The sequence below is a fragment of the Pelagibius sp. genome (assembly GCF_028281305.1).
Taxonomy (GTDB): Bacteria; Pseudomonadota; Alphaproteobacteria; order Kiloniellales; family Kiloniellaceae; genus Pelagibius.
The window spans coordinates 24,215-45,449 of record NZ_JANQKD010000086.1; the positions used below are offsets into that span (position 1 = coordinate 24,215).

Genomic DNA, 21,235 nt, shown 5'->3' on the forward strand with positions numbered 1-21,235 from the left:
TGGAACCGGGCGCCGAAGCAATCAGATGAACGTACCTGCAGGAGATAGAAAACCGTGGCGGCTCTTGATCAATTGATGCGCGTGCATCGTTGGAACCTGGACGAGAAGCGGCAGAAGCTTGCCGAGCTTGAGCGCCTGCGCGAACGGCTGCAGGGCAACATCGAAACGCTGGAAGAGGAGTTGCGGCGCGAGAAGGAGGCGGCGGCCCGGGCCGACGTCACCAGTATCTCATTGCCGGCCTTCATCCGCTCGACTTTGGAGCGCCGCCAGAAAATCGAGGAGTCTGTTGCCGAGGTCGAGCGATCGATCGCCGCGGCTCGGGAAGAGATCGCCGATGCTTTTCAGGAGCTGAAGAAGTACGAGACGGCACACAGCAACCAGCGCCGGCGTGAAGCCGAGAAGCAATCGAAGCGCGAGCAGGTCCTGGCGGACGAGGCCGGGTTGGAAATGCATCGACGCCGTGCCGCCGGGGCCGCCGGCGCCGATTGATCTGGGGCAGCTACGCCAGGTCGCCTGCCACTCCGGTACCGACGAGATCTGACTCTAGACTTCGAGCACCGGCTCCAGAGCGCCTGCACGAGGGGCAGGATGGACCTGCTCCCAGTCCTGGGAGGTCTGGAACACCAGGCGCCCGCGGTAGCCGGCGATCGCATTCGTTTCCTCAAAGAGCGCCAGGAGATCCGCACGCAGCAGGGGCGAAAGGTGACGCCGGCTGCGCAGGATGAGGTCGAACTGTTGCCCGCGGACCAAGCCGTCGAGCTGCAGTTCGCCGTGTCGCTTGAGGTCCAACTCCAGTACGAAACGGGTGGCGGATTCGTCACCGGCTTCGCCGGCCTGGCCGCCGCCGTCATGGTGACGGAAGAACAGACGCAGTTCGCGCAGGCCCTGATCGCTCCACACCGGAATCTGAAACAGCCGCCAGTCGCCGCCGGCCGCCTCTACGTTGCGGCTTAGCCCGGCCAGTTCCCGGCCAAGCCGCTCGATAAAGTCGCCGCGCTCGCCCCGTTCCAGGGCCGCTGCCGGTGCCGCCAGCCAGGCAAGCGGGTTGCCCTGGTTGATGGCGGAAAGAAAGAACAGAAGACCCGAGCCGAGCCGGGGGCCCACCTGGGGCAGGGCCCGCAGCAAGGCCTCGGAATGGGACGGCGGCAGATTTGCGAACAGCATCTCTTCCAGAGCCTCGGCCGTCGGCCAGGCGGCGGAGAGCCCGGGCAGCAGCGGCGGCGGGCGGCTGCCCTCCGGCAGCAGCACCTCCAGAGACAGGCTGCTTCCGGCCGGCAGATCGATGGGCGCTTTCAGGGTGATGCTTCCCAGAGGCGTGTGGAGGATGGTCGGGGCGCCGGCCGCCTTTCCGGTCACCAGACCCGTCAGGCGTAGCGTCCGGCCGTCCGCGGTCTGCGTCTGCGCTCCGGCCTCCGGCGCGCCCGCGTGGGCCGCGTTGGCGGCCCCGCTCGTTGCGCCAGCGGCCGTCGCACCGGGCGCCGTCGCGCCCGCGGCCTGGGCGGCCCCTGATGCGGTTACGCCCTGAAGCACTGCGGCCACGCTGCGGCCCGCGCCGATGGCGGAGGTTTGGGGGGCCAGCTTGAGGCCGGGTTCGCCGGTAGCGGTCCCAAGTCCGGAGGTGTTCGAAGCTTGCTGGGACGGGCCGGCAATGGACCCGCCGCCCGGGCCGCCTCCTCCGCCGGGGGAGGCCGGCGACTGACCTGGGACGGCCGCCTGTTGTCCGGCTCCGGCCGGGCTGGTCGTCGGCCCCGGAGCGCCGGCTTGGAGGCCAACCCCCTGCGGGCCTGTACCCGCCGGACCCTGGACACCGCCCGGGTTTCCAGGTGTGCCCGAGCCGCCCGCCGACAGGGTGGCGCCGGCCTGTGGGGTCGCGATGGCGAGAATGCGCAGCAGCAGCTCGCTTCCTGGTTCGGCGCTCGGCAGGCCCGCAAGCAGCGGGAGCGGCGGTGCCGTCTGCAGGACCGCACGCAGCAGGGAGGCGTTGGAGATGAGATCCGCGGTCAGCGCGGCGGCGACCCCCGGTCTGGGGGCCGGGCCGGCCGGGCCGCTGACCACGGCAGGCCGTGCGATGTCGTCTCCTGCCGTCGGGGCCGGACCTGCGCCTTCGACGGGAATCACGCTGAGCCCCGCCTGTGTGCCGCCGGCGCGCACCTGCAGGATTACCTCACTGCCGACTGCTAGGCTGCGGGCAGCGGCAAGCTTTACGATGGCGAGCTTTGTCTGGATGAGCAAAAGTCCGGCGTCATCCTGGCCAACGACCTGACCGCGCAGAAACTGGCCGGCGCTCAGGCGGGCGACCTCCGGAGCAGGGTCGACAAGCCGCGCGGCGATCTCAGGAAGGGCGGGGGAGACCGAGCGGGCGGCGCCTGGGCTGACCCCGGACGTGAAGCTGCGCATCGCTCCGCTCCGCCTATCCCCGCCGCCGCAGGTGCTGTGCCAGCTTCTCGACGTCTTTGGCGGCGTCGCTGACCGGGTGACGGGTGAGGGTGGGGATCTGGTGGCGGATGGCGTCCTTCACCCGCGGATCGCGGCGGATGACGCCGGCCAGCGGCGGCGAGATCTTGAGGAAGGACTCGCAGGCCTTCAGCAGGGTTGCATAGGTGCGCTCTCCCTCTGCGGGGGAGCCTGCCATGTTGATGACGATGCGGATGTCGGCCTTGGGGTCCTGGCGGTGGGCGAGCTTGATGAAGGCATAGGCATCGGTCAGCGAGGTCGGCTCGTCGGTTGCGACGATCAGGCTGGTCGCGGCCAGGGCGGCGAGCTGGCGCACGCTGCGCTCCAAGCCGGCTCCCAGGTCCAGGATCGTGCTGTCATAGCGGGGCGAGAGTGCCGCCAGATCCTGCAGCAGGGACGAAAAGCGCGGTGCGGCGAGGCCCGCCAGGCCGCCGCTGCCGGAACGCCCGGCAATGACGTCGAAGCCGGCCTCGGGATGAGTGGCGGCGGCCTCTGCGAGGCTGTACTGGCCGGCGAGTGCGCCGGTGAGGTCGCGGCCCGGCTGCAGACCGAGCTGAATATCGACGTTGGCCAGGCCCAGATCACCGTCGAAGAGAAGCACGCGGCGGCCATCCTTCGCCAGAGCCTGGGACAGCGTGACGGAGAGCCAGGTCTTGCCGACACCCCCCTTGCCCGAGGCGACGGCGACCATGTTGGCGCAGCGCTGGGGCCTCTTCGCAGTCTCGATCACGGGTGCTTCACTCATCGTTTCATTCCGCCGCCAAGAGGGAGGTGGGCTCGAAGGGTTCGCAGGTGCCGAGCAGCCGTGCGAGGGATACCGGGTTCGCCGGCACCAGGCCGGCGCCGATGTGCCGGGAAACGCCGGCGGCCAGGAAGGACAACCCGCCGGCATGGGCAGCGGCAATGACGCCGCCGAACCGGCGCGCGGCATCCAGGCGCGTGGGTATCAGGGCGGTGGCTCCAAGCTCGCCATAGGCAAGCCCTGCGTCTGCGGCTTCCGCCGGGTCCCCGCCGGCGGAGAGCACCACGGCAAGCCGTGCCCCCGCCGCCTCGGCCGTATCGCCCAGCATGCGCAGTTCGACCTCGTCGAAGGGATTGCTGCCGACCGTGTCGATAACCGCCATCTCGCCGTCGCCGCGCTCGCGAACGGCGGCGGCCACCGCTTCCGGCCCAGCGGCGCAGACCAGCCGGGCGCCGAGCGCCTCGGCGAAGGCCTCCGCCTGGGCCCGGCCGCCGGCCTTGTCGGCGTCCATGGTGACCAGGAGGCTGCTTGCACCCGCGAGGCGGGCACAGGCGCAGAGCTTGGCTGCGGTCACCGACTTGCCGGCGCCGGAAGGGCCGACCAGCATAAGCGGCTGTTCGGGACCAACCTCAGACAACGGCTGGAAGCCCAGCTCGTGATCCAGTGCGGCCGCCAGGGCCATGACCCAGTCGTCGATCAACAGGCCGCCGGCCGCGTTCAGCAGACGGTCGGCCAGGCCACGCGGCACGCGGTGGTGGTCCAGGACGGTCGCGATCCGGTCGGCCTGCTCCAGTTCGCCGTAGAGCGCTTCGGGTGCGGTGTCGTCACCGGCCTCGCTCTCGATGGCGGCGGTGATCTTGACGCCCTCGGCGCCGTCATCCTGGGTGGAAAGGATGATCGCCTCGTCGCCCAGGGCGGCGCGCACCTTGTCCATGGCCTCCGGCAGGGTCCGGCCGGTGAAGCTGCGCAGCAGCATCAGATCTGCCCCAGAGTCTTGATCTTCGCCTTCGCGTGCACTTCATTCTGGGACAGCACGACGGTCGAGGGGCGGAAGCGTTCGACGATGGAGCGGACAAAGGGCCGGACCGGCGGGCTGGTCAGCAGGATCGGGCTCTCACCCAGCATTGCGTGGCGCTCGAAAGTCTGGCGCACTGCCGTGATGAACTCCTGCAGGCGTGTCGGCGCCATGGAGAGCTGGCGGTCTTCGCCCTCACCGACGATCGCCTCGGCGAAGGACTGCTCCCACTCGGGCGAGAGCGTCACCATGGGGATGAAGCCTTCGGCGTTGGCCTGCTCGTTGGAGATCTGCCGGGCGAGGCGGGCGCGCACGTGTTCGGTGATCGCCGTCACATTGCGGGTGTAGCCGCAGGCCTCGGAGACACCTTCGAGGATGGTCGGCAGATCGCGGACCGACACCCGTTCCGACAACAGGTTCTGCAACACCCGCTGCAGGCCGCCGACGGTGATCTGGCTGGGAATCAGGTCGCCGATCAGCTTCTGCTGTTCGCTATCCTGCTCGTCCAGCAGCTTCTGGGTCTCCGCATAGGACAGCAGCTCGGCCATGTTCTCCTTGATCGTTTCGGTCAAGTGGGTTGTCACCACCGTCGGCGGATCGACCACGGTATAGCCACGGAAGAGGGCTTCCTCGCGGCTGGACTCGTCGCACCACAGGGCCGGCAGGCCGAAGGTGGGCTCCACCGTGTCTTCGCCGGGCAGGGGGATCTTCTCCCCGCGCGGGTCCATGACGAGAAGCATGTTGGGACGCAACTCGCCCCGGCCGGCCTCGATCTCCTTCACCCGGATGATGTAGGTGTTTGCAGGGAGCTGCAGGTTGTCCTGGATCCGTACCGAGGGCATCACGAAACCGATTTCCTGCGCCAGCTGGCGGCGCAGGGACTTGATCTGGTCCGTCAGCCGCTGGCCGCCCTGTCCGTTGATCATCGGCAGCAGGCCGTAGCCGAGCTCCAGGCGCACGTGGTCGATCTGCAGGGCCTGGGCAATCGGCTCCTCGGCCACCGGCGCCTGGGCCTCGGCGGCGGCGACCTGGGCCTGCTCGGCCGCGGCGCTGGCGTTGCGGCGGCTGGCGAGCCAGGCGAAACCGCCGGCGATAGCCGCCAGGGCCAGAAAGGGGACGGCGGGGATGCCCGGCAGCAGCGCCAGCGCCAGCATAAGAAAAGACGAAAGCCCGAGAGCGAGAGGATAGCCGCTGAGCTGGCCGACGACCGCCTTGTCCATGGAGCCGGCTGCGGCGGACTTGGTGATCAGGAGACCGGCGGCCGTGGAGACGATCAGCGCCGGGATCTGGCTGACCAGGCCGTCGCCGACGGTCAGCAGGGTATAGGTTTCGGCGGCCTCGCCGAAGGTCAGGTCCTTCTGGGCGACACCGATGATCATGCCGCCGATCACGTTGATGAAGGTGATCATGAGGCCGGCGATGGCGTCGCCGCGGACGAACTTGGCGGCGCCGTCCATGGACCCGAAGAAGGTGCTTTCGTCTTCCAGTTCCTTGCGCCGGGCGCGGGCGCTGGCTTCATCGATCAGGCCGGCCGAGAGGTCGGCGTCGATGGCCATCTGCTTGCCCGGCATGGCATCCAGGCTGAAGCGCGCGGAGACCTCCGCAATGCGCCCGGAACCCTTTGTAATCACGATGAAATTCACGATCACCAGGATTCCGAAGATGATGATCCCGATGACGAAGCTGCCGCTCATGACGAAGAAGCCAAAGGCTTCGATCACCTTTCCGGCGGCATCGGTGCCGCTGTGACCCTCGGACAAGATGAGGCGCGTCGAGGCCAGGTTCAGCGCCAGGCGCATCATCGTCGCGATGAGCAGGACCGTCGGAAACGAGCTGAACTCGAGCGGTTTGCCGATAAAGAGGACGGTCATCAGGATCAACACGGAGAAGGCCATGGAGACCGCCAGCGAGAGATCCAGCATCCAGCTCGGCATCGGCAGGATGAGGACGACGAGAATGGTCGTCACGCCAAGCGCCAGCGCGACATCGCCACGCTTGAGCATGTTGAACGCGTTGGCTAGCTGGCTGCCGCCCGCCGAGGAGTCGTCTGCGTTGGACTCGGCCATCTTGGCTCTCGTGCTGCCTTACCCGCTTCGGTTCATGTCCTTCTCGCTCAAGCCGGTGTCGTCCGTTCGTTGTCGCCCGGCATCGGCACGGCGACGCCATCCTGGCTGTAGAGCTTCAGCTTGTTACGCAGCGTGCGGATGGAGATTCCAAGGATGTTGGCCGCATGGGTTCGGTTCCCCAGGCAGTGCTGCAGGGTGTCCAGGATCAGATCTTTCTCCACGTCGGCCACGGTGCGGCCCACCAGGGCCTTCACGTCGCCGGCAGCCTGGCCATCCTGGCCATCGGGCTCCGCTCCGGCGCCGCTCTCGGCGGCCTTGCCTTCGGAGGGCCGCAGACTCTGGCCGGTCAGAATGATCGCGCTCGCATCGATAACACCGTCGCGCGAAAGCAGGACCGCCCGGTGCATGGTGTTTTCCAGTTCGCGCACATTGCCGCGCCAGTGGTGCCCGGCCAGCACGCCCTGCGCTTCCGGGGTCAGCTTGAGCGGCGTCATCCCGTTGGCTTCCGCATACTTCGCGGTGAAGTGCTGGGCCAGTATGGGAATGTCCTGAGGCCGCTCGCGCAGCGAAGGCAGCGGAATGTTCACGACGTTCAGGCGGTAGTAGAGGTCTTCCCGGAAGTTGCCCTTGGCAACCTCTTCCTCAAGGTTTCGGTTGGAGGTCGCAAGCAGGCGGATATCGACCTTGATCGGCTGTCCGCCGCCGACGCGATCGATCTCGCGTTCCTGGATCGCCCGCAGCAGCTTGGCCTGAAGACGCGGATGCATCTCAGAGATCTCGTCGAGCAGCAGGGTTCCGCCGCTGGCTTCCTCGAACTTGCCGACGCGCCGGGTCACGGCGCCGGTGAAGGCACCCTTCTCATGCCCGAACAGCTCGGACTCAAGCAGATTCTCGGGGATGGCCGCGCAGTTCACCGAGATGAAATGCTGGGCGGCTCGCTTCGACTTGCTGTGGAGGAAGCGGGCCATGACCTCTTTACCGGTGCCGGATTCACCGGTGATAAGGACGCTGGCATCGGACGGCGCCACCTGTTCGGCCAGGCGCAGTACGTCGCTCATAATGGGGTCGCGGAAGACGACGGTGCTCGTCTCCTCGGCAACGGCGGAGAGCACGGCAGCGATCAGTTCCGCATCGGGGGGCAGGGGGATGTACTCCTGCGCACCTGCGCGGATGGCATCGGCGGCAGCCGAAGGCTCCGGGCCGATTCCGCAGGCGACCACCGGGACGGCAATGCGCTCGGACTCAAGGCTGGAGCACAGGTTGCCGATGTCGAGGCTGACCTCCACCATTACCAGATCGGCGCCCTGGCCCGACCGCAGGGCGTTCATGGCCCCCGAGACATCGTCGACATGGGCGACCTTTGCGCCGCTTTGCAGGGCGAGCTTTCCCGCCGTTGCAATATGTCCGTCCAGTGTTCCTACAATGAGAAGCCGCATGCCTTCTCTCCACGTCCTAACTGTTGAATCCGGTAATCACTGTCAGTTGAAGTAATCGACCCTCTCGCGAGGGGACAAAACGGTGTTAAGCAGAAGCTCGAGCCGCCGCGGGTTTTCCTGCCGGCTGATCGAAGCCGCGCCGATGGTGTAGATCTGCTGCACGACGGACTCGATCCGGGCGTTGCGCTCCAGCTTGGTCGCCAGCGGCGTGAAGACCATGTTCGCCAGGACGGCGCCATAGAAGGTCGTGAGCAGCGCGACGGCCATCGCCGGGCCGATGCTGGAAGGGTCGTCCAGGTTGCCCAGCATCTGCACGAGGCCGATCAGGGTCCCGATGAGGCCCATGGCCGGCGCGACCTCGCCGGCACGGCGCAGCACGCCGGCGGAACGCAGATGGCGCTCGTAGGTGGCCTGGCTTTCCTGGGCCAGAATCCGCTCCACCTCTTCGGCCGGCAGGCCGTCGACCACCAGGGTGATGGCGCGATGCAGGAAGGGAGCCTCGATCAGGTTGTCGGTCACGTTCTGCAGCGCGAGGCGCCCGCGCTTGCGGGCCAGATCGGCCAGATAGAGGGCCTGCAGCACGGCGTTGTCGGGGGACTCGGAATTGTAGACGGCAGCCCGGAACATCAGGCCCTGGGCCTGGCCGATTTCGGTCAGGCTGAAGGACACGGTGGTAACCAGAAAGGTGCCGCCGATTACGATCAGGATCGCGGGGACGTCCAGAAAAGCGGAAGGCTGCCCGCCGAGCACCATGGCGCCGATGATCATCGCAAAGGCGCCGCTGACACCCAGCAGGGTGGCGAAGTCAACAGTCGGTCCGATCCGCGGCGCCTGGGGCGCTGCGGCGGGCTGACCGCTGTTGCTCGTGGTGTCCACGTTCGCCATTGCTGCGTTGCTTCCCGACGTTTTCCGCTTAGTTGCGGTCGACCTTGATAATCTCGGTCATGGTCACGCCGAGGTGCTCCTCGACCACCACGACCTCGCCGCGGGCGACCAGACGGTTGTTTACATAGATGTCGATCGCCTCGCCGACCTTGCGGTCGAGCTCGACAACCGCGCCGCGGCCCAGTTTCAGAAGCTGACTGACCTGCATGTTCGCCTTGCCGAGCACGGCGGAAACCTGGACCGGGATGTCGTAGACCGCTTCCAGTTCCTTGGCGTTGGTCGGCGGCCGGCCACCGTCGGGCAACTGGCCGCTGTCTTCATCATCATCGGGGGCCAGATCGCCGGTCCCGACATCGAGGTCGGCCAGATCCAGGGTATCTTCTTCGGTCATTTAAGACCTCCTCTCAACATGCCGCCGTCAGGCGGTTTTCGCCCGCCGCAGCGGTTCCATGGCGGTTGGTGGGGCCGGCTGCGCTTCTTTCACGGCCTGAGGTGCGGCGGCTCCGGCTTCCGGGGAGTTGCCACTCAGGGTTCGTTCGATGATGCCGTCGATCTCGGTCCAGAGCGCCGCAAGATCGCGTTCCGCGCCGCCGTCGGCCCACTCCACCCGGATGTCGCCCGGATCCAGACGCTCGTCGGCGAGAAAGACCAGCGCGCCGTCGAAGCCGCTGCGCTTGACACAGCCGTCGAGGTGCAGCCTGAGAGCGTCGAGATCCTGGTCGGCCGCCCGGACCACCAGGCGCGGTTCGTCGCGCAGGCGCTCCAGGCAGTCTTCGACGACCGCCTGGATCTCCGCCTGTGCCTGGCTTTCGCTGAGGCGGGGAAACAGCTTGCGCACTACGGTCATCGCCGCCATCAGCGTTTCGCGATGCGCCGTGTCCACTTTGTCACCCAGCTCCGTGGACAGCGTTTCGAACTTCGCCGAAAGCTCGGCCAGCTGTTCGGCGGTGCGCTGCGCGATACCGCGTCCGGCCTCCGCCTCGCCGATGGCCTTTCCCTCCGCGAAAGACGCCTGCTTTGCCGCCGCCAGCTCTTCCTCGCTGAAGGTCGGGGCAGGAGGCTCCTCCGGTTCTGCTTCCTCGGCGGCTTTCGCCTGGGCCGCGCCGGACAGGACGTTGGGCTCGAAGGAGGTTTCGAACAGGAACTTTTCGTGAGTGTCCATGGCTGATTAGAGAGCCGCCTAGTAGACGAGCTCGTCCTCTCCCTTGCTTTCGCTGATCACGATGTCCCCCTTTTCGGCGAGATCCTTGGCCGTGGTGACCATGTACATCTGCGCCTCGTCGACGTCCTTGAGGCGTACCGGCCCCATGGACTGCATGTCCTCCTTCATGATTTTCGCCGCGCGCTCGGACATGTTCGAGAAGAAGAAGTCACGCAGCGATTCCGAACAGCCCTTCAGGGCGATAGCCAGCTTGTCCTTGTCGGCGGCGCCGAGCAGGGTCTGGATGCCGCCCGGGTCCAGGTTTCCAAGATCCTCAAAGGTGAACATCAGGGCCTTGATGCGCTCAGCGGAATCGCGGTTGCGTTCCTCAAGGGCCGTCAGGAAGCGCGATTCCAGGGTGCGGTCCAGGAAGTTGAAGATGTCCGCCATAAGCTCGTGGGAATCGCGGCGGTTGGTCTTTGCCAGGTTCGACATGAATTCGTTGCGCAGCGTGCGCTCGACGTCGTCCAGAACCTCTTTCTGCACCGCTTCCATACGCAGCATACGCATCACCACTTCCATGGCGAAGGGTTCCGGCAGCACGCCCAGGACCTTCGCGGCATGCTCCGGCTTGATCTTGGAGAGCACGACGGCGACCGTCTGCGGGTACTCGTTCTTCAGATAGTTGGCCAGCACCATCTCGTTGACGTTGGCCAGCTTGTCCCACATGGTGCGTCCGGCAGGGCCGCGGATCTCCTCCATGATGCCCTCGACCTTGTCTTTGTCGAGAACCTTGCTCAGCAGCCGTTCCGTGCTGTCGTAGTTGCCGATCACCGAGCCGGTGGTGGATATGCGGTCGGCGAACTCCACCAGCATCTGCTCGATGAGCTCGGAAGTGACGGTGCCGAGATTCGCCATAGCCTGTGACAGCTCGCGGATCTCGTCGTCCTCCATCATGCTGAAGAGGCGCGCTGCATTGTCCTCGCCGACCGCAAGCATCAGCAGCGCGGCCTTGTCCGGTCCGCTCATACTCTGGATGTCTTCGCGCGCCATCGCAGCTCCTCCGGGCTAGGCGTCGGCGTAGAGCCAGCCGCGGATGATCCCGACTGCCTCTTCCGGATGTTTCTCGATGATCTCGCCGATCTTCCTGATGGAAGAGGCGCGGACCCGGCCCGAAACCTGATTCAGATCGATCATCTGGTCGATTTCATTGGCGACGTTGCTGTCGGCGCCTTCGCCGCCGCCCTCCACCATCGTCGCCACGGTGGTTGCGGGATCGCCCGGCAGGCGCGGTACGGGCTGTCCGTCCGGTCCGGTGAGGACCGGCTGAGGGCTGCCGTCAGGCAGCAACGCGGGGCCGGCCTCTGCGCCTTCCACCTCGTCAACCTCCAGCAGGCGACCGAGCAGCGGCCGGACCACGAGCAGCAGCACAAGGACGGCGACGACGCCCAGCACCAGCAGCTCGGCAGCGCGCATCAGGTCGGCTTTGGAGAGCCCGAGGAAGCTTGATTCCACAATCCCCTCGGATCCCTCGATCTCGACGAAGGGCATCTCGACGACTTCAATAGTGTCGCCACGGGCTTCGTCGTAGCCGACGGCCGAGCGCACGAGCGAGGCGATTTTCTCCATCTCTTCGGCCGTGCGGGCCTCGTAGGTCGCCTGTCCTTCGTCGCCGGTGACGGACTTGCCGTTGACCATCACCGCAACAGAAAGGCGCCGGACCAGGCCGGCTTCGCGAATGTGGGTCTTGACGGTTTTGGTAATCTCGTAGTTGACGGTTTCTTCCGTGCGTGAGGTCTGGCTCTGGCTGCCGCCGCCCTCGTCGAGGTCGGGCAGGGCGTCAGGCAGGTTGTTGCCGACGGTCACGCCCGCCGGCGCGCCATCCTGACTGTTTGCCTGCTCTTCGACCACCTGCGTGGAGCGGACGACCTGACCGTCCGGATCGAAGATCTCGGCGTTCTCGGTGACGCGGTCGAAGTCCATCTCAGCAGAGACCTGGGCACGGACATTGCCGGCGCCCAGAGAACGTGACAGCAGTTCCTCGATGGTGCGGACCATGCGGGCCTCGAAGCCCACCCGCATCTCCTCGGCGCGCGAGGCGGACTGCTCCAGTTCACCTTCGGCAGCGCCTCTTGCCAGCAGGCTTCCGCTGTCGTCGACGATCGAAACCATATTCGGTTTCAAGCCCGGCACCGCAGCGGCAACGAGATGCTGGATCGCGGAGACCTGCTGCCGGTCGATGCCGCGTGCACCGCCCAGCATGAGCACGATCGACGCGCTCGGGTCCTGGCGCTCGCGGCTGAACAGCTCGCGGCGCGGCAGGACCAGATGGACGCGGGCCTGCTTTACGTTCGAGACCGACCGGATGGTGCGCGCCAGCTCACCTTCCAGCGCGCGCACGTGATTGATGTTCTGAACGAAGTTCGTGGTGCCGAGACCTTCCGAACGATCGAAGATCTCATAGCCGATCGAGCCGCCGCTTGGCAGCCCTTCCTCGGCGATTACCAGTCGCGTCCGGCCGACCTGATCATGAGGCACCAGAATCCGTCCGCCATCTTCGGAGATGCGGTAGGGAACATTCATCTGTTCCAGGCGTGCCGCGATCTGTCCGCTGTCCTGTGCGTCGAGCTCGGCATAGAGCAGAGCCATCTCCGGCGATGCCAGGCGACTTGTCAGATAGATAAAGAAGGCGATGATGCCCGCGGCAACCGCCGCCATTGTCCCCAGGCGCGCGGGCCCCAGGTTCTTCAGCGTCTCAAAAAGAGAGTTCACAGTTTTCCGTCCTGAAACTCTAACGACTGCATTCAGAGCCTTCGACCAGAGGCTCCATCGAACCAGCGTTTATCGGTTCATCGCTTTGGCTGGCTTATGTTTTTTAGGCTAGGGGCTTCCGGTAAAGGCGCCGTTAACAGCGGGCAATTATTGCCTAGCCGCTGGGAAGTTTTTTCCGCCCTGGGCGCTGGCGGGAAGAGGCGCGGGCGAGAACAGCAAAACCCCGCCGAGTACCTGCGGCGGGGTTGTAGAAAGGTCCTGTTAAGGAGTCCGGATCCGGCGGATCTTTGGCTGGACCGTTCTCCGGCTGTCTAGGAGAGAGGCGAGGGCGGAGGGGCCCCGTCGGTTGGCTGGCCGGGCTTATGAGCCCGAGTGGCTGTCGTCCGACTTCTCGGGCGGGCTGCTCCGTCCGGCAACGCGGCGGTACTGCTGCAGACGGGTGGTGCGCAGGCCGCGCATGCCGTGCTTGTCGATGAGGCTCTGCCAGGACAGGAACTCTTCGACCGAGAGGTTATAGCGCTCGCAGGCCTCTTCCAGGGTCAGAAGGCCGGCGCGCACAGCAGTCACCACCTCTGCCTTGCGACGGATCACCCAGCGCCGTGTGGACGGCGGGGGCAGGTCGTCAAGGGTCAGCGGCTTGCCTGCCGGACCGATGATGTTGCTCGGCCTACCTGAGCTGTCGGAATACATCAACAAGTTCCCGTGGTTCATCACACTCTCTCTGTGCCGGTCAGGATAGGCTTGGCCTGTTTAAAATTCGCTAAATCAGGTAGTTAAGGGTTGCTTTAGAGTTCTTGAAGGGTTCCTTAAGGACCCGAACCGCCGCTGGCCTCAGGGCTTGCGGGGGTTCGGGTCAGGTGGCGTTAACCTATCGCTTCACGCGGATCAGCTCTTCCAGCATGTCATCTGCCGTTGTGATGACCTTGGTGTTTGCGGAGTAGGCACGCTGGGTAATGATCATCTTGGTGAACTCCTCGGCCAGATCCACGGTCGAGGATTCCAGCGCCGCCGGGGCGATGTTGCCGGCACCGCCGTTGCCCGCCAGGTTCAGCTGGAAGTTACCGGAGCGGTTGGTCTCCAGGTAGACGTTGCCGGTGCGGGCCTCCAGGCCATTGGGGTTGCGGAACATGCCGAGCGGGAGCTGGTATATGTCCAGTCTCTGCCCGTTGTCGAATAGGGCTGTCACTATCCCTTGTTCACTGATTGTTATGCCTGTGTAGTTGCCGAAGCGCACACCATCCTGATCGATGTTGGAGATGGTGAAGTCGCCGGCGAACTGGGTCAGGCCGTCGGTCGCGCCCACGGTGCCCAGATCGAGGGTGATCGTGGCGTTGCCCGCGCCGGTGGTGAGGCCGGTCAGGGTGATACTGGGAGCAGCCGGAGAGAAGGCTGAGGGCGTGCCATCGGTGCCGAAGGTAATGGTGCCCGTGCCCGTTGCCGTACCGGAGGCCGTCGCGCCGCCGTCCAGGGTCGGGTTGCCTGCCGCCCAGCTCCAGGTGTTGGCTGCAGTCTTGGTGAAGGTGATGTCCATATCATGGGCATTACCCAGGGAGTCGAAGACCTGGGCCGTCACCGAGAAGGAGTTGCCCGGCGCAACCGTGGGAGCCGTGGAGGGCAGGTTGACGCCCAGAGCGATGTTGGTCGTCGCCGCCGCGCTGCCGGAGAGGTTGGAGATGTTCACGGTCTGCAGGCCGGTAAAGGTGCTGGCGCTGGGCGGCGCGGCAGTGGTGCGGATGTCGTAGCCCTGCAGGAAGTAGCCGGCGGCGTTCACCAGGTTGCCGTTCTGGTCCGGATTGAAGGAGCCTGCCCGGGTAAAGTAGAAGTCGTCACCGAAGCCCGGGGTCGCCGACTCGTTGACCACGAAGAAGCCCTGGCCGGCCACCGCAAGGTCGGTGCCGGAGGCCGAACCTTGCAGCAGGCCCTGCCGGTCGACGAAGGAGTAGGGCGACGAGGACACGCCGCCCGGCGTGTGAGTCGTTTCGGTCGCCGCCTGGGTAACCAGGGTCGAGAAGCGCGCGCTCACGCCCTTGTACCCAATGGTGTTCACGTTTGCGATGTTGTCGGAGATCATGCCCAGAGCGTTGCTCTGAGCGGCTAGACCCGACACGCCGGCAAACATTGCGCCGTAAATACTCATAACATCGTCTCCTTGGTTACAACCGGGGTGGCGCTGTAAGCTTCTGCGCCCCGGATCCGATTTCCGTTCTCTAAGTCTCGTTGCATCTCGTCTCGTTCTACGGCCCGCTCACTAGCTGTCAGCAGGCGGATCGTTGTCCCCATCACCGGAAGAGTCGCCATCTCCGTCGCCGGAGGAACCGTCACCTCCGTCCGGCGGGGTGTCAGAACCTCCATCGCTGGCGGTCTGCTTGATCGTCAGGACCTTCCTCAGTTCGATTTCCAGCTCCCCGATCTCCAGAACGACCTCGCCATCGACAACCTTCACGCCGGTCACCTCGCCGGCCGTACCCTGAACAAGGGGTACCGGATTGTCATCCGCGTCGACCGCCGTGACCAGGAAACCGTAAAGACCATCCTCCAAGGGGTCGCCGTCGTCATCGAGGCCGTCCCACACGATGTCGTGCTCGCCGACCTCGGTCTTGCCCTCCAGAGTGCGGACGGTTTCACCCTGCTCATCGATGATCAGGATGTTGACCTCCGACGCGTTGCCGCCGAGCGCATAGTTGATCGTCGAACTGCCGTCATTGAGCATGAGGACGATGCCGTCCGCCGAGACGGTCTTGCCGATGTAGGACACCGCGTCATTGAGCTGGCTGGTGTTCTGCAGCGCGATCAGCGCGTCCAGCTTGTCGTTGGTGGCAATCGCCTGTTCGACGCCGGTGAACTCGACGAGCTGTGAGGTGAACTCGTTGGTATCCATCGGATCCAGCGGGTCCTGATACTGCAGCTGGGTGGTCAGCAGCGTCAGAAAGGTGTCAAAGGTCTCAGCCAGGGACGTACCGTTTGTCAGGCCGCCGCCGTTGCTGCTGGTGTCAACAAAGGGGACGCCGTTGACCGGACTGCGTGTTTCCGTGATGTCCATATCGCGGTCCCTTCCGTTTTAGACCCGGATGTCCAGGGCGCCGTCATGACTGCCCAGAGTCGGTGGCGGTGGTGGCGCTGGCGAGTCTTCCGGTTCAGCGTCGGCGGTCGGCTGCCCCTCGCCGGAGCTGCCGTTCGAGGACTCACGCTCGGCGTGTTGCTGGCCCTTGAGGTTGAAACTCAGGCTGCCGGAGTCGGTCTTTACGCCGGCATCCTGGAGAGCTCGCTCCAAGCCGCGGGCATCGCGCTGCAGCAGATCGAGGGTTTCCGAGCGCTCGGCGGAGATAACGGCGCGCAGGACGCCGTCGTCACCGCGTTCGAGCTTGACGTCGATCCGGCCCAGTTCAGCCGGATTGAGTTTGATGTTGACCTGGTCCTTGCCCGCAAGGTGAGCCTTCTGAACCTGAACGGCTACTTGCTCGGCGGTGGTGGAGGGCAGGTTGCCCCGTGTCGAGGCCAGGGTCTCGGCAAAGCTGGTCGACTGGCTCGATGTCCCAGCCATTGCCCCTGGTGCCGTGCCGCCTGGCATCTGGTTGGTGCCACCGGCATTGCCGGCCGTGTCAGCGGCGGGCATGGGTCCGGCCTTCGTGTTGGCAGCACCGGCAGCGGTTTGGGCGTTCTGCGCGGCGGCATTGCCGGTCGCGGGGTTGCCCGCACCCTGCGTCATGGTGTTCTGGGCGGCTTTGTCATTGCCGGTCAGGCCGGCCGGGTTGGTGGAACCTTTCTTGGGGGCGTTGCGCTCAGCGGCCCCGGAGGTCCCCTCCTTGGGCCTTGCCTGCTCGGCCATCGCGGCAGTCGCTGCCGCACCGCCGAGGGCGGCTGCCGGGCGTGACGTCACCGCGGCGCGTTCTGTGGTCACGACAGCTTCATCGGTCGGGAGCGGGGCGTCGCCGCTGCCTGTGGTCTCGCTGCGAGAAGACGCGGTAGATGCGGTCGACTGGGCCCCTGCTGTCTGCTTGGCTGAGTCAGCACGGCCGGCCGTATCGGCGGCCTTGCTCTTCGCTGCCTCGGTGCCGGCAGCCTGCTGTCCGCTCGCCGAGGCCGCCGGCGATGTGCCGGCCGCGACGCCGGCCTGGCCGGACGCTGCCGGAGCGCCGCCCGGAACCGCGGCGGTTTCGCCGGTGCCGGTGTTGTTGGCCGAGGCGGCCGGGTCCGTCGCGGCTTGCGTTGCCGCAGCAGCGGCGCCTGGGGCCGCCGCGGCACCATCATCCTGAGTCTGAGGTGACACGGCAGCAGCAGCATCTTCCGTCGTTGCCGTCTGCGCGGTGCCTTGGGTCTGATCGGGTTTTGCGGTCGCCTGAGCCGGAGAAGCGGTGTCGTCGGCTGCGGGCCGGCCCGCGGTCTCATCGGGCGCAGGTTGGGCGCTCTCGACCGCCTCCTCCGTTTCTTCGACAGCGTCGCCGGAGTCGGTGCTCAGGTCTTCATCGCGTTCGTCAGTTGCCTGATCGAACGACTCATCACTGTCGCGATCTTCCGGTTCGCCACGGTCAGACGCAGCTTCAGGTTCCCTGCGGTCATCGTCGCGGTAGTCGTCCCTGCGTTCGCTGGGAGCTCGGTCGTAGTCATTGTGATCCGACTGCCAGGTGTCGGACTCCTCGTAGCGTGCTTCTTCTTGCCGCAAGAGTTCGTCGAACATTCCGTCGCCGGAACGCTGCTCGGTCTTGCTCTGCGTGCCGCCTACGATGGCGGGGAACTCGCTGTTGGTGACTTGCATCGCCTGATCTACACGTCTTTCTTGGGTCGCGGAGGTAAAGACTGGGGGTGAGGGCTTAGGCCGCGTGAATGGTAAGCCGGTTGCCGGCAGCCTCAACGCGCCGCAGCATGGCGGCTTCCATAGCGGCGAGATCCTCGCCTTCGGCCATCCGCCGATCGACTTCTTCCCAGGCATCCCGCAGGGGCTTCAGTACATCAATAATCTGAGCCGCCATTTCCGCATCGCTGTGAATGTTGATGCGGATCAGCCGCGCCAGGATGTAGCGGTAGAGGCCGCCCAGCTGCTCGGCAACGTCCCCGCCTTTTTCCAGATCCAGGCTCATGTGGAGGGTGGCCACGATCTCGGTCACCACGTTGATGCGATTGCAGCGCTCTTCGATCTCGTTGTCGCCGATCGCCTTGATCGCCGCGGCCAGGCCATTGATCGCTTCGTTGTAGAGCATCACAAGAACCCGCGTGGGGCGGGCGCATGCGACCTCGCTACGGAAGGCTTCAGTTGCGGTAAGCGGCATTGTTCTTCTCCGTGTTGCGTTCCGGAGCAGCGGACCAGCGGCCGGATCTCGGGCTGCCTATCCACCAAACCGGTTGGCGACATCTGTCTGGTCAATCCATGTCACGGGATGAGTAAGCAAGCCTCGGGCCAATTGCTCGATATTCTTTAAAGTATTGATTTTATGATACAAAACGTGATGTCGAGCGCGCGCGGCTGGCCAGGCTGTCGCTTCTTGCCCTGCAGTTCTTGCTTGCCTGAGGATAAGCTTGCCGGGTGGTGGCCCCGGGGTCAGACAGTCTCATCGGGTCTGCGGACGGCGCGCCAAGGACGGCCCGCGCCGTCTTCGGGGGAGCTGCCTGGGGATTCATAAGGTCGCACAGTCCGCCGAACCGTCGCGGCAAGGTCCGCCGGATTGCCGCCGCTGTTCGCTCGAGAGGGGAAATCTTTACCCGGATCGCGCTGCAGGAATTTCCACAATCCTGCCGGTGAAGCTCGGCCGCCGGCTGCGATGCAAACCGATAACCTTCTGAAATGTATCCACTATTTGTATGGCCTGAGAGTTGGCACGCTCTGTGCTGAGGAAGGCCTACCCGGTTGCAGCTCGCCTTTGCCGGCCTTGCCGATGGAAGGCGCCGCCCAGCCGGGACTCTGCCCTAGCAGGTACTTGGAGTGGACCTATGCCTACAGTAACAACGAACACCGCCGCGAATTCGGCACTCAGGTTCCTGAATTTCAACTCGATGCAGTCGGGATCCTCGGTCTCGAAGCTGGCCTCCGGCTCGCGCATCGTGAAGGCCTCTGACGATGCCGCCGGTCTTGCCGTCGGTACGCGACTTCTGGCTGACGTCACGGTGTTGCGGCAGTCCGCCGTCAACGCCTCTCAGGGCGCCTCGGTGCTGCAGGTTGCCGATGGCGGCCTGGCGCGCATCGCAGACGTGCTGCAGCGTATGAAGGCCCTGGCGGCGCAGTCGCTGTCGGGCGTGCCCTCGGACACGGAGCGCGGCTTCATCGACGCGGAATTCCAGGAGCTGCGGTCGGAGATCACGGCGATCGCCCAGACTACACGCTTCAACGGTGCCTCCCTTCTCGATGGAACCGGGGCCACGACGCAGAGCTTCTTTGTTGGCAGCGAGGCGGGAGACAACATCACGGTCACTTACTCCGCCTTGGCCGCCAGCGCCGATGCTTACTCGGCAGCGGCGATCGGCATTACGGCGACGACCAACGTGGCCAGCGCCGGCGCCGCCTCCGGAGCCATGTCGGTTGTCGACCGGGCGATCGATCTGATCTCCGAATCCCGTGCGACGGCTGGTGCTTTGATCTCGCGTTTCGAATTCCGCGGCCAGCAGATTGCGACCTCTCTGGAGAATATCGAGGCGGCCAAGTCCTCGATCATGGATGTCGATTTGGCGGCGGAGCAAAGCAGATTGGTTTCCTCACAGGTCCTTGTGCAGGCCTCGGTCTCGGCGCTATCCCAGGCCAATGAGCTGCCGCAGGCTCTCCTGAGACTGCTTCAGTAAACACCTCGTTGGGCAGAGGTGAGCGGGGCGGGGGGCCGGCAGTGGCTCCTCGCCCCGGTCTTTTTTGGCCTGCGGCATAGTCGTTCAGAGTGTCCTCCCTTCTCTTCTTCCAGGCAGCTTCTGCCCTCAAGGCCCCGGGGGTAGGGGGAAAAGCTTACCGGGTGTGGCAGAAGAATTTTCCACAATCGTAGGAGGATCGCTCGAACTGGGATTGCGAGCGGTGGATAAGTATATGATTTTAATAGAGAAAAATTGTACGCGAATTTGGCACGCTTTGTGCTGATCACTGGGTATCCCACGCGTGCCGTGACATTGCGGCGCGGCAGCCGGTCAGGACGGCGGGCTGTGGAGTGTTACCCGAGCAGGTATTTGGAGCAGACACATGCCTACGGTTACGACGAACACAGCCGCCAACTCGGCGCTCAGGTTTCTGAACTTCAACTCGATGCAGTCGGGATCCTCGGTCTCGAAGCTGGCCTCCGGCTCGCGCATCGTGAAGGCCTCGGACGATGCCGCCGGTCTTGCCGTCGGCACGCGGCTGTTGGCTGACGTGACGGTGCTGCGCCAGTCGGCGGTGAACGCTGCGCAGGGTGCGTCGGTGCTTCAGGTGGCGGATGGCGGCTTGGCGCGCATCGCCGATGTGCTCCAGCGTATGAAGGCTCTAGCCGCCCAGTCGCTGTCGGGCGTGCCATCCAACACCGAGCGTGGCTTCATTGACGCCGAGTTTCAGCAGCTTCGTGAGGAAGTGACGGCGATCGCTCAGACCACGCGCTTCAACGGCGACTCCCTTCTGGATGGCTCGGGGGCATCGCCACAGAACTTTTTCGTGGGCAGCGAGGCCGGAGACAACATCTCGGTGTCATACTCTACACTGGCGGCGGCGGCCTCCGCATTCCATGCGACGGCCATGGGTCTGGCTGCCAGTGTTGTCACGCCGACGGCTGCGACCGACGCTATGAGTGTTGTCGACTCGGCCATTGATATTATTTCGGAGGCACGGGCCACGTCCGGTGCGTTGATCTCCCGTTTCGAGTTCCGCGGTCAGCAGATCGCCACCTCGCTGGAGAACATTGAGGCAGCCAGGTCCTCGATCATGGATGTCGATCTGGCGGCGGAGCAAAGTAGATTGGTGTCGTCACAGGTCCTTGTGCAGGCCTCGGTCTCGGCGCTGTCCCAGGCCAATGAACTGCCGCAGGCCCTTCTGAGACTGCTGCAGTAGAGCCTGGGTCTGCAGTAGAGCCTGAGCCGCGCGGCAATTGGGGGAGGGGGACTGTTTCGTGGGCACTGCCGCCTTTTGTTGCCGCTTTCTCGTGATCAAGGCCCGTTCCGCAGCGCCTTTGTCATCTCAGCGAAACGAGTAAGCTCTCGTCATAGTCGATTTTCATCGGCAAGTTGCGCCGGAATTCCGCCGCAAGCGGCAGATCTTGCCTAGTGAACTGGGCAAATCTTGCCGCTTTTCTGCGTCTCCTCTTCGCATCCTTCCTCAGCAAGACCGGCCAAATGGTTGTCCTGTATGAATAGCAACCTTTGGGTGAGCGTTCTGGCATCTGTTTTGCGGTATAAGTGTCCGATGCCCGGTGCCCGCAAGGCGCGGTGCTGGGGATATCCGTCCAAGTAGGATGGGTTCTAAACTCCACGGCTATATGCGGTGGGGTCACTTCAAGTAGAAGGAATTGAACTATGCCTGTTGTTGCTACGAATACGGCGGCCAACTCGGCTCTCCGTTTTCTCAACTACAACTCGTCCCAGGCGTCGAGCTCTGTCAGCAAGCTGGCCTCCGGCTCGCGCATCGTGAAGGCTTCCGACGACGCCGCCGGTCTTGCCATCGGCACGCGTCTGAAGGCTGACGTCACCTCTCTGACCCAGGCGGGGATCAACGCCTCCCAGGGTGCCTCGGTCGTGCAGGTTGCCGACGGTGGTCTCGGCCGTATCTCCGACGTGCTGCAGCGTATGAAGGCC

Annotated in this window: 19 protein-coding genes; 4 read left to right on the plus strand and 15 right to left on the minus strand. The window is 65.0% G+C overall.

Going from position 1 to position 21,235, the window contains the following annotated elements:
- The first annotated feature begins 54 nt into the window (after positions 1-54).
- Positions 55-489, plus strand: a complete 435-nt coding sequence (locus tag Q0982_RS16695; RefSeq protein ID WP_299397387.1) for a flagellar FliJ family protein — start codon at positions 55-57, stop codon at positions 487-489.
- Between the two features lie 54 nt (positions 490-543).
- On the opposite strand, the gene Q0982_RS16700 is transcribed toward Q0982_RS16695, so the two are convergent.
- From Q0982_RS16700 to fliS, 15 genes are all read right to left on the minus strand, one after another.
- A complete protein-coding gene (locus tag Q0982_RS16700; RefSeq protein WP_299397389.1) occupies positions 544-2,397 on the minus strand; it encodes a hypothetical protein in 1,854 nt (617 codons plus the stop codon).
- Between the two features lie 13 nt (positions 2,398-2,410).
- Positions 2,411-3,199, minus strand: coding sequence for a MinD/ParA family protein (locus tag Q0982_RS16705; RefSeq protein ID WP_299397391.1), 789 nt, complete (start codon positions 3,197-3,199; stop codon positions 2,411-2,413).
- Between the two features lie 4 nt (positions 3,200-3,203).
- Positions 3,204-4,172: a hypothetical protein gene (locus Q0982_RS16710; protein WP_299397392.1), complete on the minus strand. Its 969-nt coding sequence runs from the start codon at positions 4,170-4,172 to the stop codon at positions 3,204-3,206.
- On the minus strand, positions 4,172-6,214 hold the full coding sequence (gene flhA / locus Q0982_RS16715; RefSeq protein ID WP_299397414.1) for a flagellar biosynthesis protein FlhA: 2,043 nt from the start codon (positions 6,212-6,214) through the stop codon (positions 4,172-4,174). Before flhA ends, Q0982_RS16710 begins: the two co-directional genes overlap by 1 nt.
- A gap of 110 nt (positions 6,215-6,324) precedes the next feature.
- Positions 6,325-7,713, minus strand: a complete 1,389-nt coding sequence (locus Q0982_RS16720) for a sigma-54-dependent Fis family transcriptional regulator (protein WP_299397394.1) — start codon at positions 7,711-7,713, stop codon at positions 6,325-6,327.
- 42 nt (positions 7,714-7,755) lie between these two features.
- Positions 7,756-8,598, minus strand: a complete 843-nt coding sequence (locus Q0982_RS16725; protein ID WP_299397396.1) for a motility protein A — start codon at positions 8,596-8,598, stop codon at positions 7,756-7,758.
- A 28-nt stretch (positions 8,599-8,626) separates the two neighbouring features.
- A complete protein-coding gene (gene fliN / locus Q0982_RS16730; RefSeq protein WP_299397397.1) occupies positions 8,627-8,989 on the minus strand; it encodes a flagellar motor switch protein FliN in 363 nt (120 codons plus the stop codon).
- Positions 8,990-9,016: 27 nt separating this feature from the next.
- A complete protein-coding gene (locus tag Q0982_RS16735; RefSeq protein WP_299397399.1) occupies positions 9,017-9,760 on the minus strand; it encodes a FliH/SctL family protein in 744 nt (247 codons plus the stop codon).
- A gap of 18 nt (positions 9,761-9,778) precedes the next feature.
- Positions 9,779-10,792 (minus strand): flagellar motor switch protein FliG, encoded by a 1,014-nt coding sequence (gene fliG, locus Q0982_RS16740; protein WP_299397400.1) that lies wholly within the window; start codon positions 10,790-10,792, stop codon positions 9,779-9,781.
- A 15-nt stretch (positions 10,793-10,807) separates the two neighbouring features.
- Positions 10,808-12,511 (minus strand): flagellar basal-body MS-ring/collar protein FliF, encoded by a 1,704-nt coding sequence (fliF, locus tag Q0982_RS16745; RefSeq protein WP_299397402.1) that lies wholly within the window; start codon positions 12,509-12,511, stop codon positions 10,808-10,810.
- Positions 12,512-12,871: 360 nt separating this feature from the next.
- Positions 12,872-13,201, minus strand: a complete 330-nt coding sequence (locus Q0982_RS16750) for a DUF1153 domain-containing protein (protein ID WP_299397416.1) — start codon at positions 13,199-13,201, stop codon at positions 12,872-12,874.
- A 178-nt stretch (positions 13,202-13,379) separates the two neighbouring features.
- A complete protein-coding gene (flgE, locus tag Q0982_RS16755) occupies positions 13,380-14,648 on the minus strand; it encodes a flagellar hook protein FlgE (protein WP_299397403.1) in 1,269 nt (422 codons plus the stop codon).
- A gap of 111 nt (positions 14,649-14,759) precedes the next feature.
- Positions 14,760-15,551, minus strand: coding sequence for a flagellar hook assembly protein FlgD (locus tag Q0982_RS16760; protein WP_299397405.1), 792 nt, complete (start codon positions 15,549-15,551; stop codon positions 14,760-14,762).
- A gap of 18 nt (positions 15,552-15,569) precedes the next feature.
- Entirely contained in the window at positions 15,570-17,264 is a 1,695-nt protein-coding gene (locus Q0982_RS16765; RefSeq protein ID WP_299397406.1) for a flagellar hook-length control protein FliK, read from the minus strand.
- Positions 17,265-17,319: 55 nt separating this feature from the next.
- Complete coding sequence (fliS, locus tag Q0982_RS16770) at positions 17,320-17,775, minus strand: flagellar export chaperone FliS (protein ID WP_299397408.1); 456 nt, start codon at positions 17,773-17,775, stop codon at positions 17,320-17,322.
- Positions 17,776-18,433: 658 nt separating this feature from the next.
- On the opposite strand from fliS, the gene Q0982_RS16775 reads away from it, so the two are divergent.
- The 3 genes from Q0982_RS16775 to Q0982_RS16785 all read left to right on the plus strand — a co-directional run.
- On the plus strand, positions 18,434-19,276 hold the full coding sequence (locus tag Q0982_RS16775; RefSeq protein WP_299397409.1) for a flagellin: 843 nt from the start codon (positions 18,434-18,436) through the stop codon (positions 19,274-19,276).
- A 382-nt stretch (positions 19,277-19,658) separates the two neighbouring features.
- Positions 19,659-20,495 (plus strand): flagellin, encoded by an 837-nt coding sequence (locus tag Q0982_RS16780; protein WP_299397411.1) that lies wholly within the window; start codon positions 19,659-19,661, stop codon positions 20,493-20,495.
- Between the two features lie 461 nt (positions 20,496-20,956).
- Positions 20,957-21,235 (plus strand): flagellin (locus Q0982_RS16785; protein ID WP_299397412.1); only part of this gene is annotated, 279 nt, incomplete at its 3' end.

What these genes read in the sequence shown, in the direction of transcription:
- Q0982_RS16700 (WP_299397389.1), bottom strand. Translation starts at nt 2,397, where the DNA reads ATGCGCAGCTTCACGTCCGGGGTCAGCCCAGGCGCCGCCCGCTCGGTC.
- Q0982_RS16705 (WP_299397391.1), bottom strand. Translation starts at nt 3,199, where the DNA reads ATGAGTGAAGCACCCGTGATCGAGACTGCGAAGAGGCCCCAGCGCTGC.
- Q0982_RS16710 (WP_299397392.1), bottom strand. Translation starts at nt 4,172, where the DNA reads ATGCTGCTGCGCAGCTTCACCGGCCGGACCCTGCCGGAGGCCATGGAC.
- flhA (WP_299397414.1), bottom strand. Translation starts at nt 6,214, where the DNA reads ATGCTCAAGCGTGGCGATGTCGCGCTGGCGCTTGGCGTGACGACCATT.
- Q0982_RS16720 (WP_299397394.1), bottom strand. Translation starts at nt 7,713, where the DNA reads ATGCGGCTTCTCATTGTAGGAACACTGGACGGACATATTGCAACGGCG.
- Q0982_RS16725 (WP_299397396.1), bottom strand. Translation starts at nt 8,598, where the DNA reads ATGGCGAACGTGGACACCACGAGCAACAGCGGTCAGCCCGCCGCAGCG.
- fliN (WP_299397397.1), bottom strand. Translation starts at nt 8,989, where the DNA reads ATGACCGAAGAAGATACCCTGGATCTGGCCGACCTCGATGTCGGGACC.
- Q0982_RS16735 (WP_299397399.1), bottom strand. Translation starts at nt 9,760, where the DNA reads ATGGACACTCACGAAAAGTTCCTGTTCGAAACCTCCTTCGAGCCCAAC.
- fliG (WP_299397400.1), bottom strand. Translation starts at nt 10,792, where the DNA reads ATGGCGCGCGAAGACATCCAGAGTATGAGCGGACCGGACAAGGCCGCG.
- Q0982_RS16750 (WP_299397416.1), bottom strand. Translation starts at nt 13,201, where the DNA reads ATGTATTCCGACAGCTCAGGTAGGCCGAGCAACATCATCGGTCCGGCA.
- flgE (WP_299397403.1), bottom strand. Translation starts at nt 14,648, where the DNA reads ATGAGTATTTACGGCGCAATGTTTGCCGGCGTGTCGGGTCTAGCCGCT.
- Q0982_RS16760 (WP_299397405.1), bottom strand. Translation starts at nt 15,551, where the DNA reads ATGGACATCACGGAAACACGCAGTCCGGTCAACGGCGTCCCCTTTGTT.
- Q0982_RS16765 (WP_299397406.1), bottom strand. Translation starts at nt 17,264, where the DNA reads ATGCAAGTCACCAACAGCGAGTTCCCCGCCATCGTAGGCGGCACGCAG.
- fliS (WP_299397408.1), bottom strand. Translation starts at nt 17,775, where the DNA reads ATGCCGCTTACCGCAACTGAAGCCTTCCGTAGCGAGGTCGCATGCGCC.
- Q0982_RS16775 (WP_299397409.1), top strand. Translation starts at nt 18,434, where the DNA reads ATGCCTACAGTAACAACGAACACCGCCGCGAATTCGGCACTCAGGTTC.
- Q0982_RS16780 (WP_299397411.1), top strand. Translation starts at nt 19,659, where the DNA reads ATGCCTACGGTTACGACGAACACAGCCGCCAACTCGGCGCTCAGGTTT.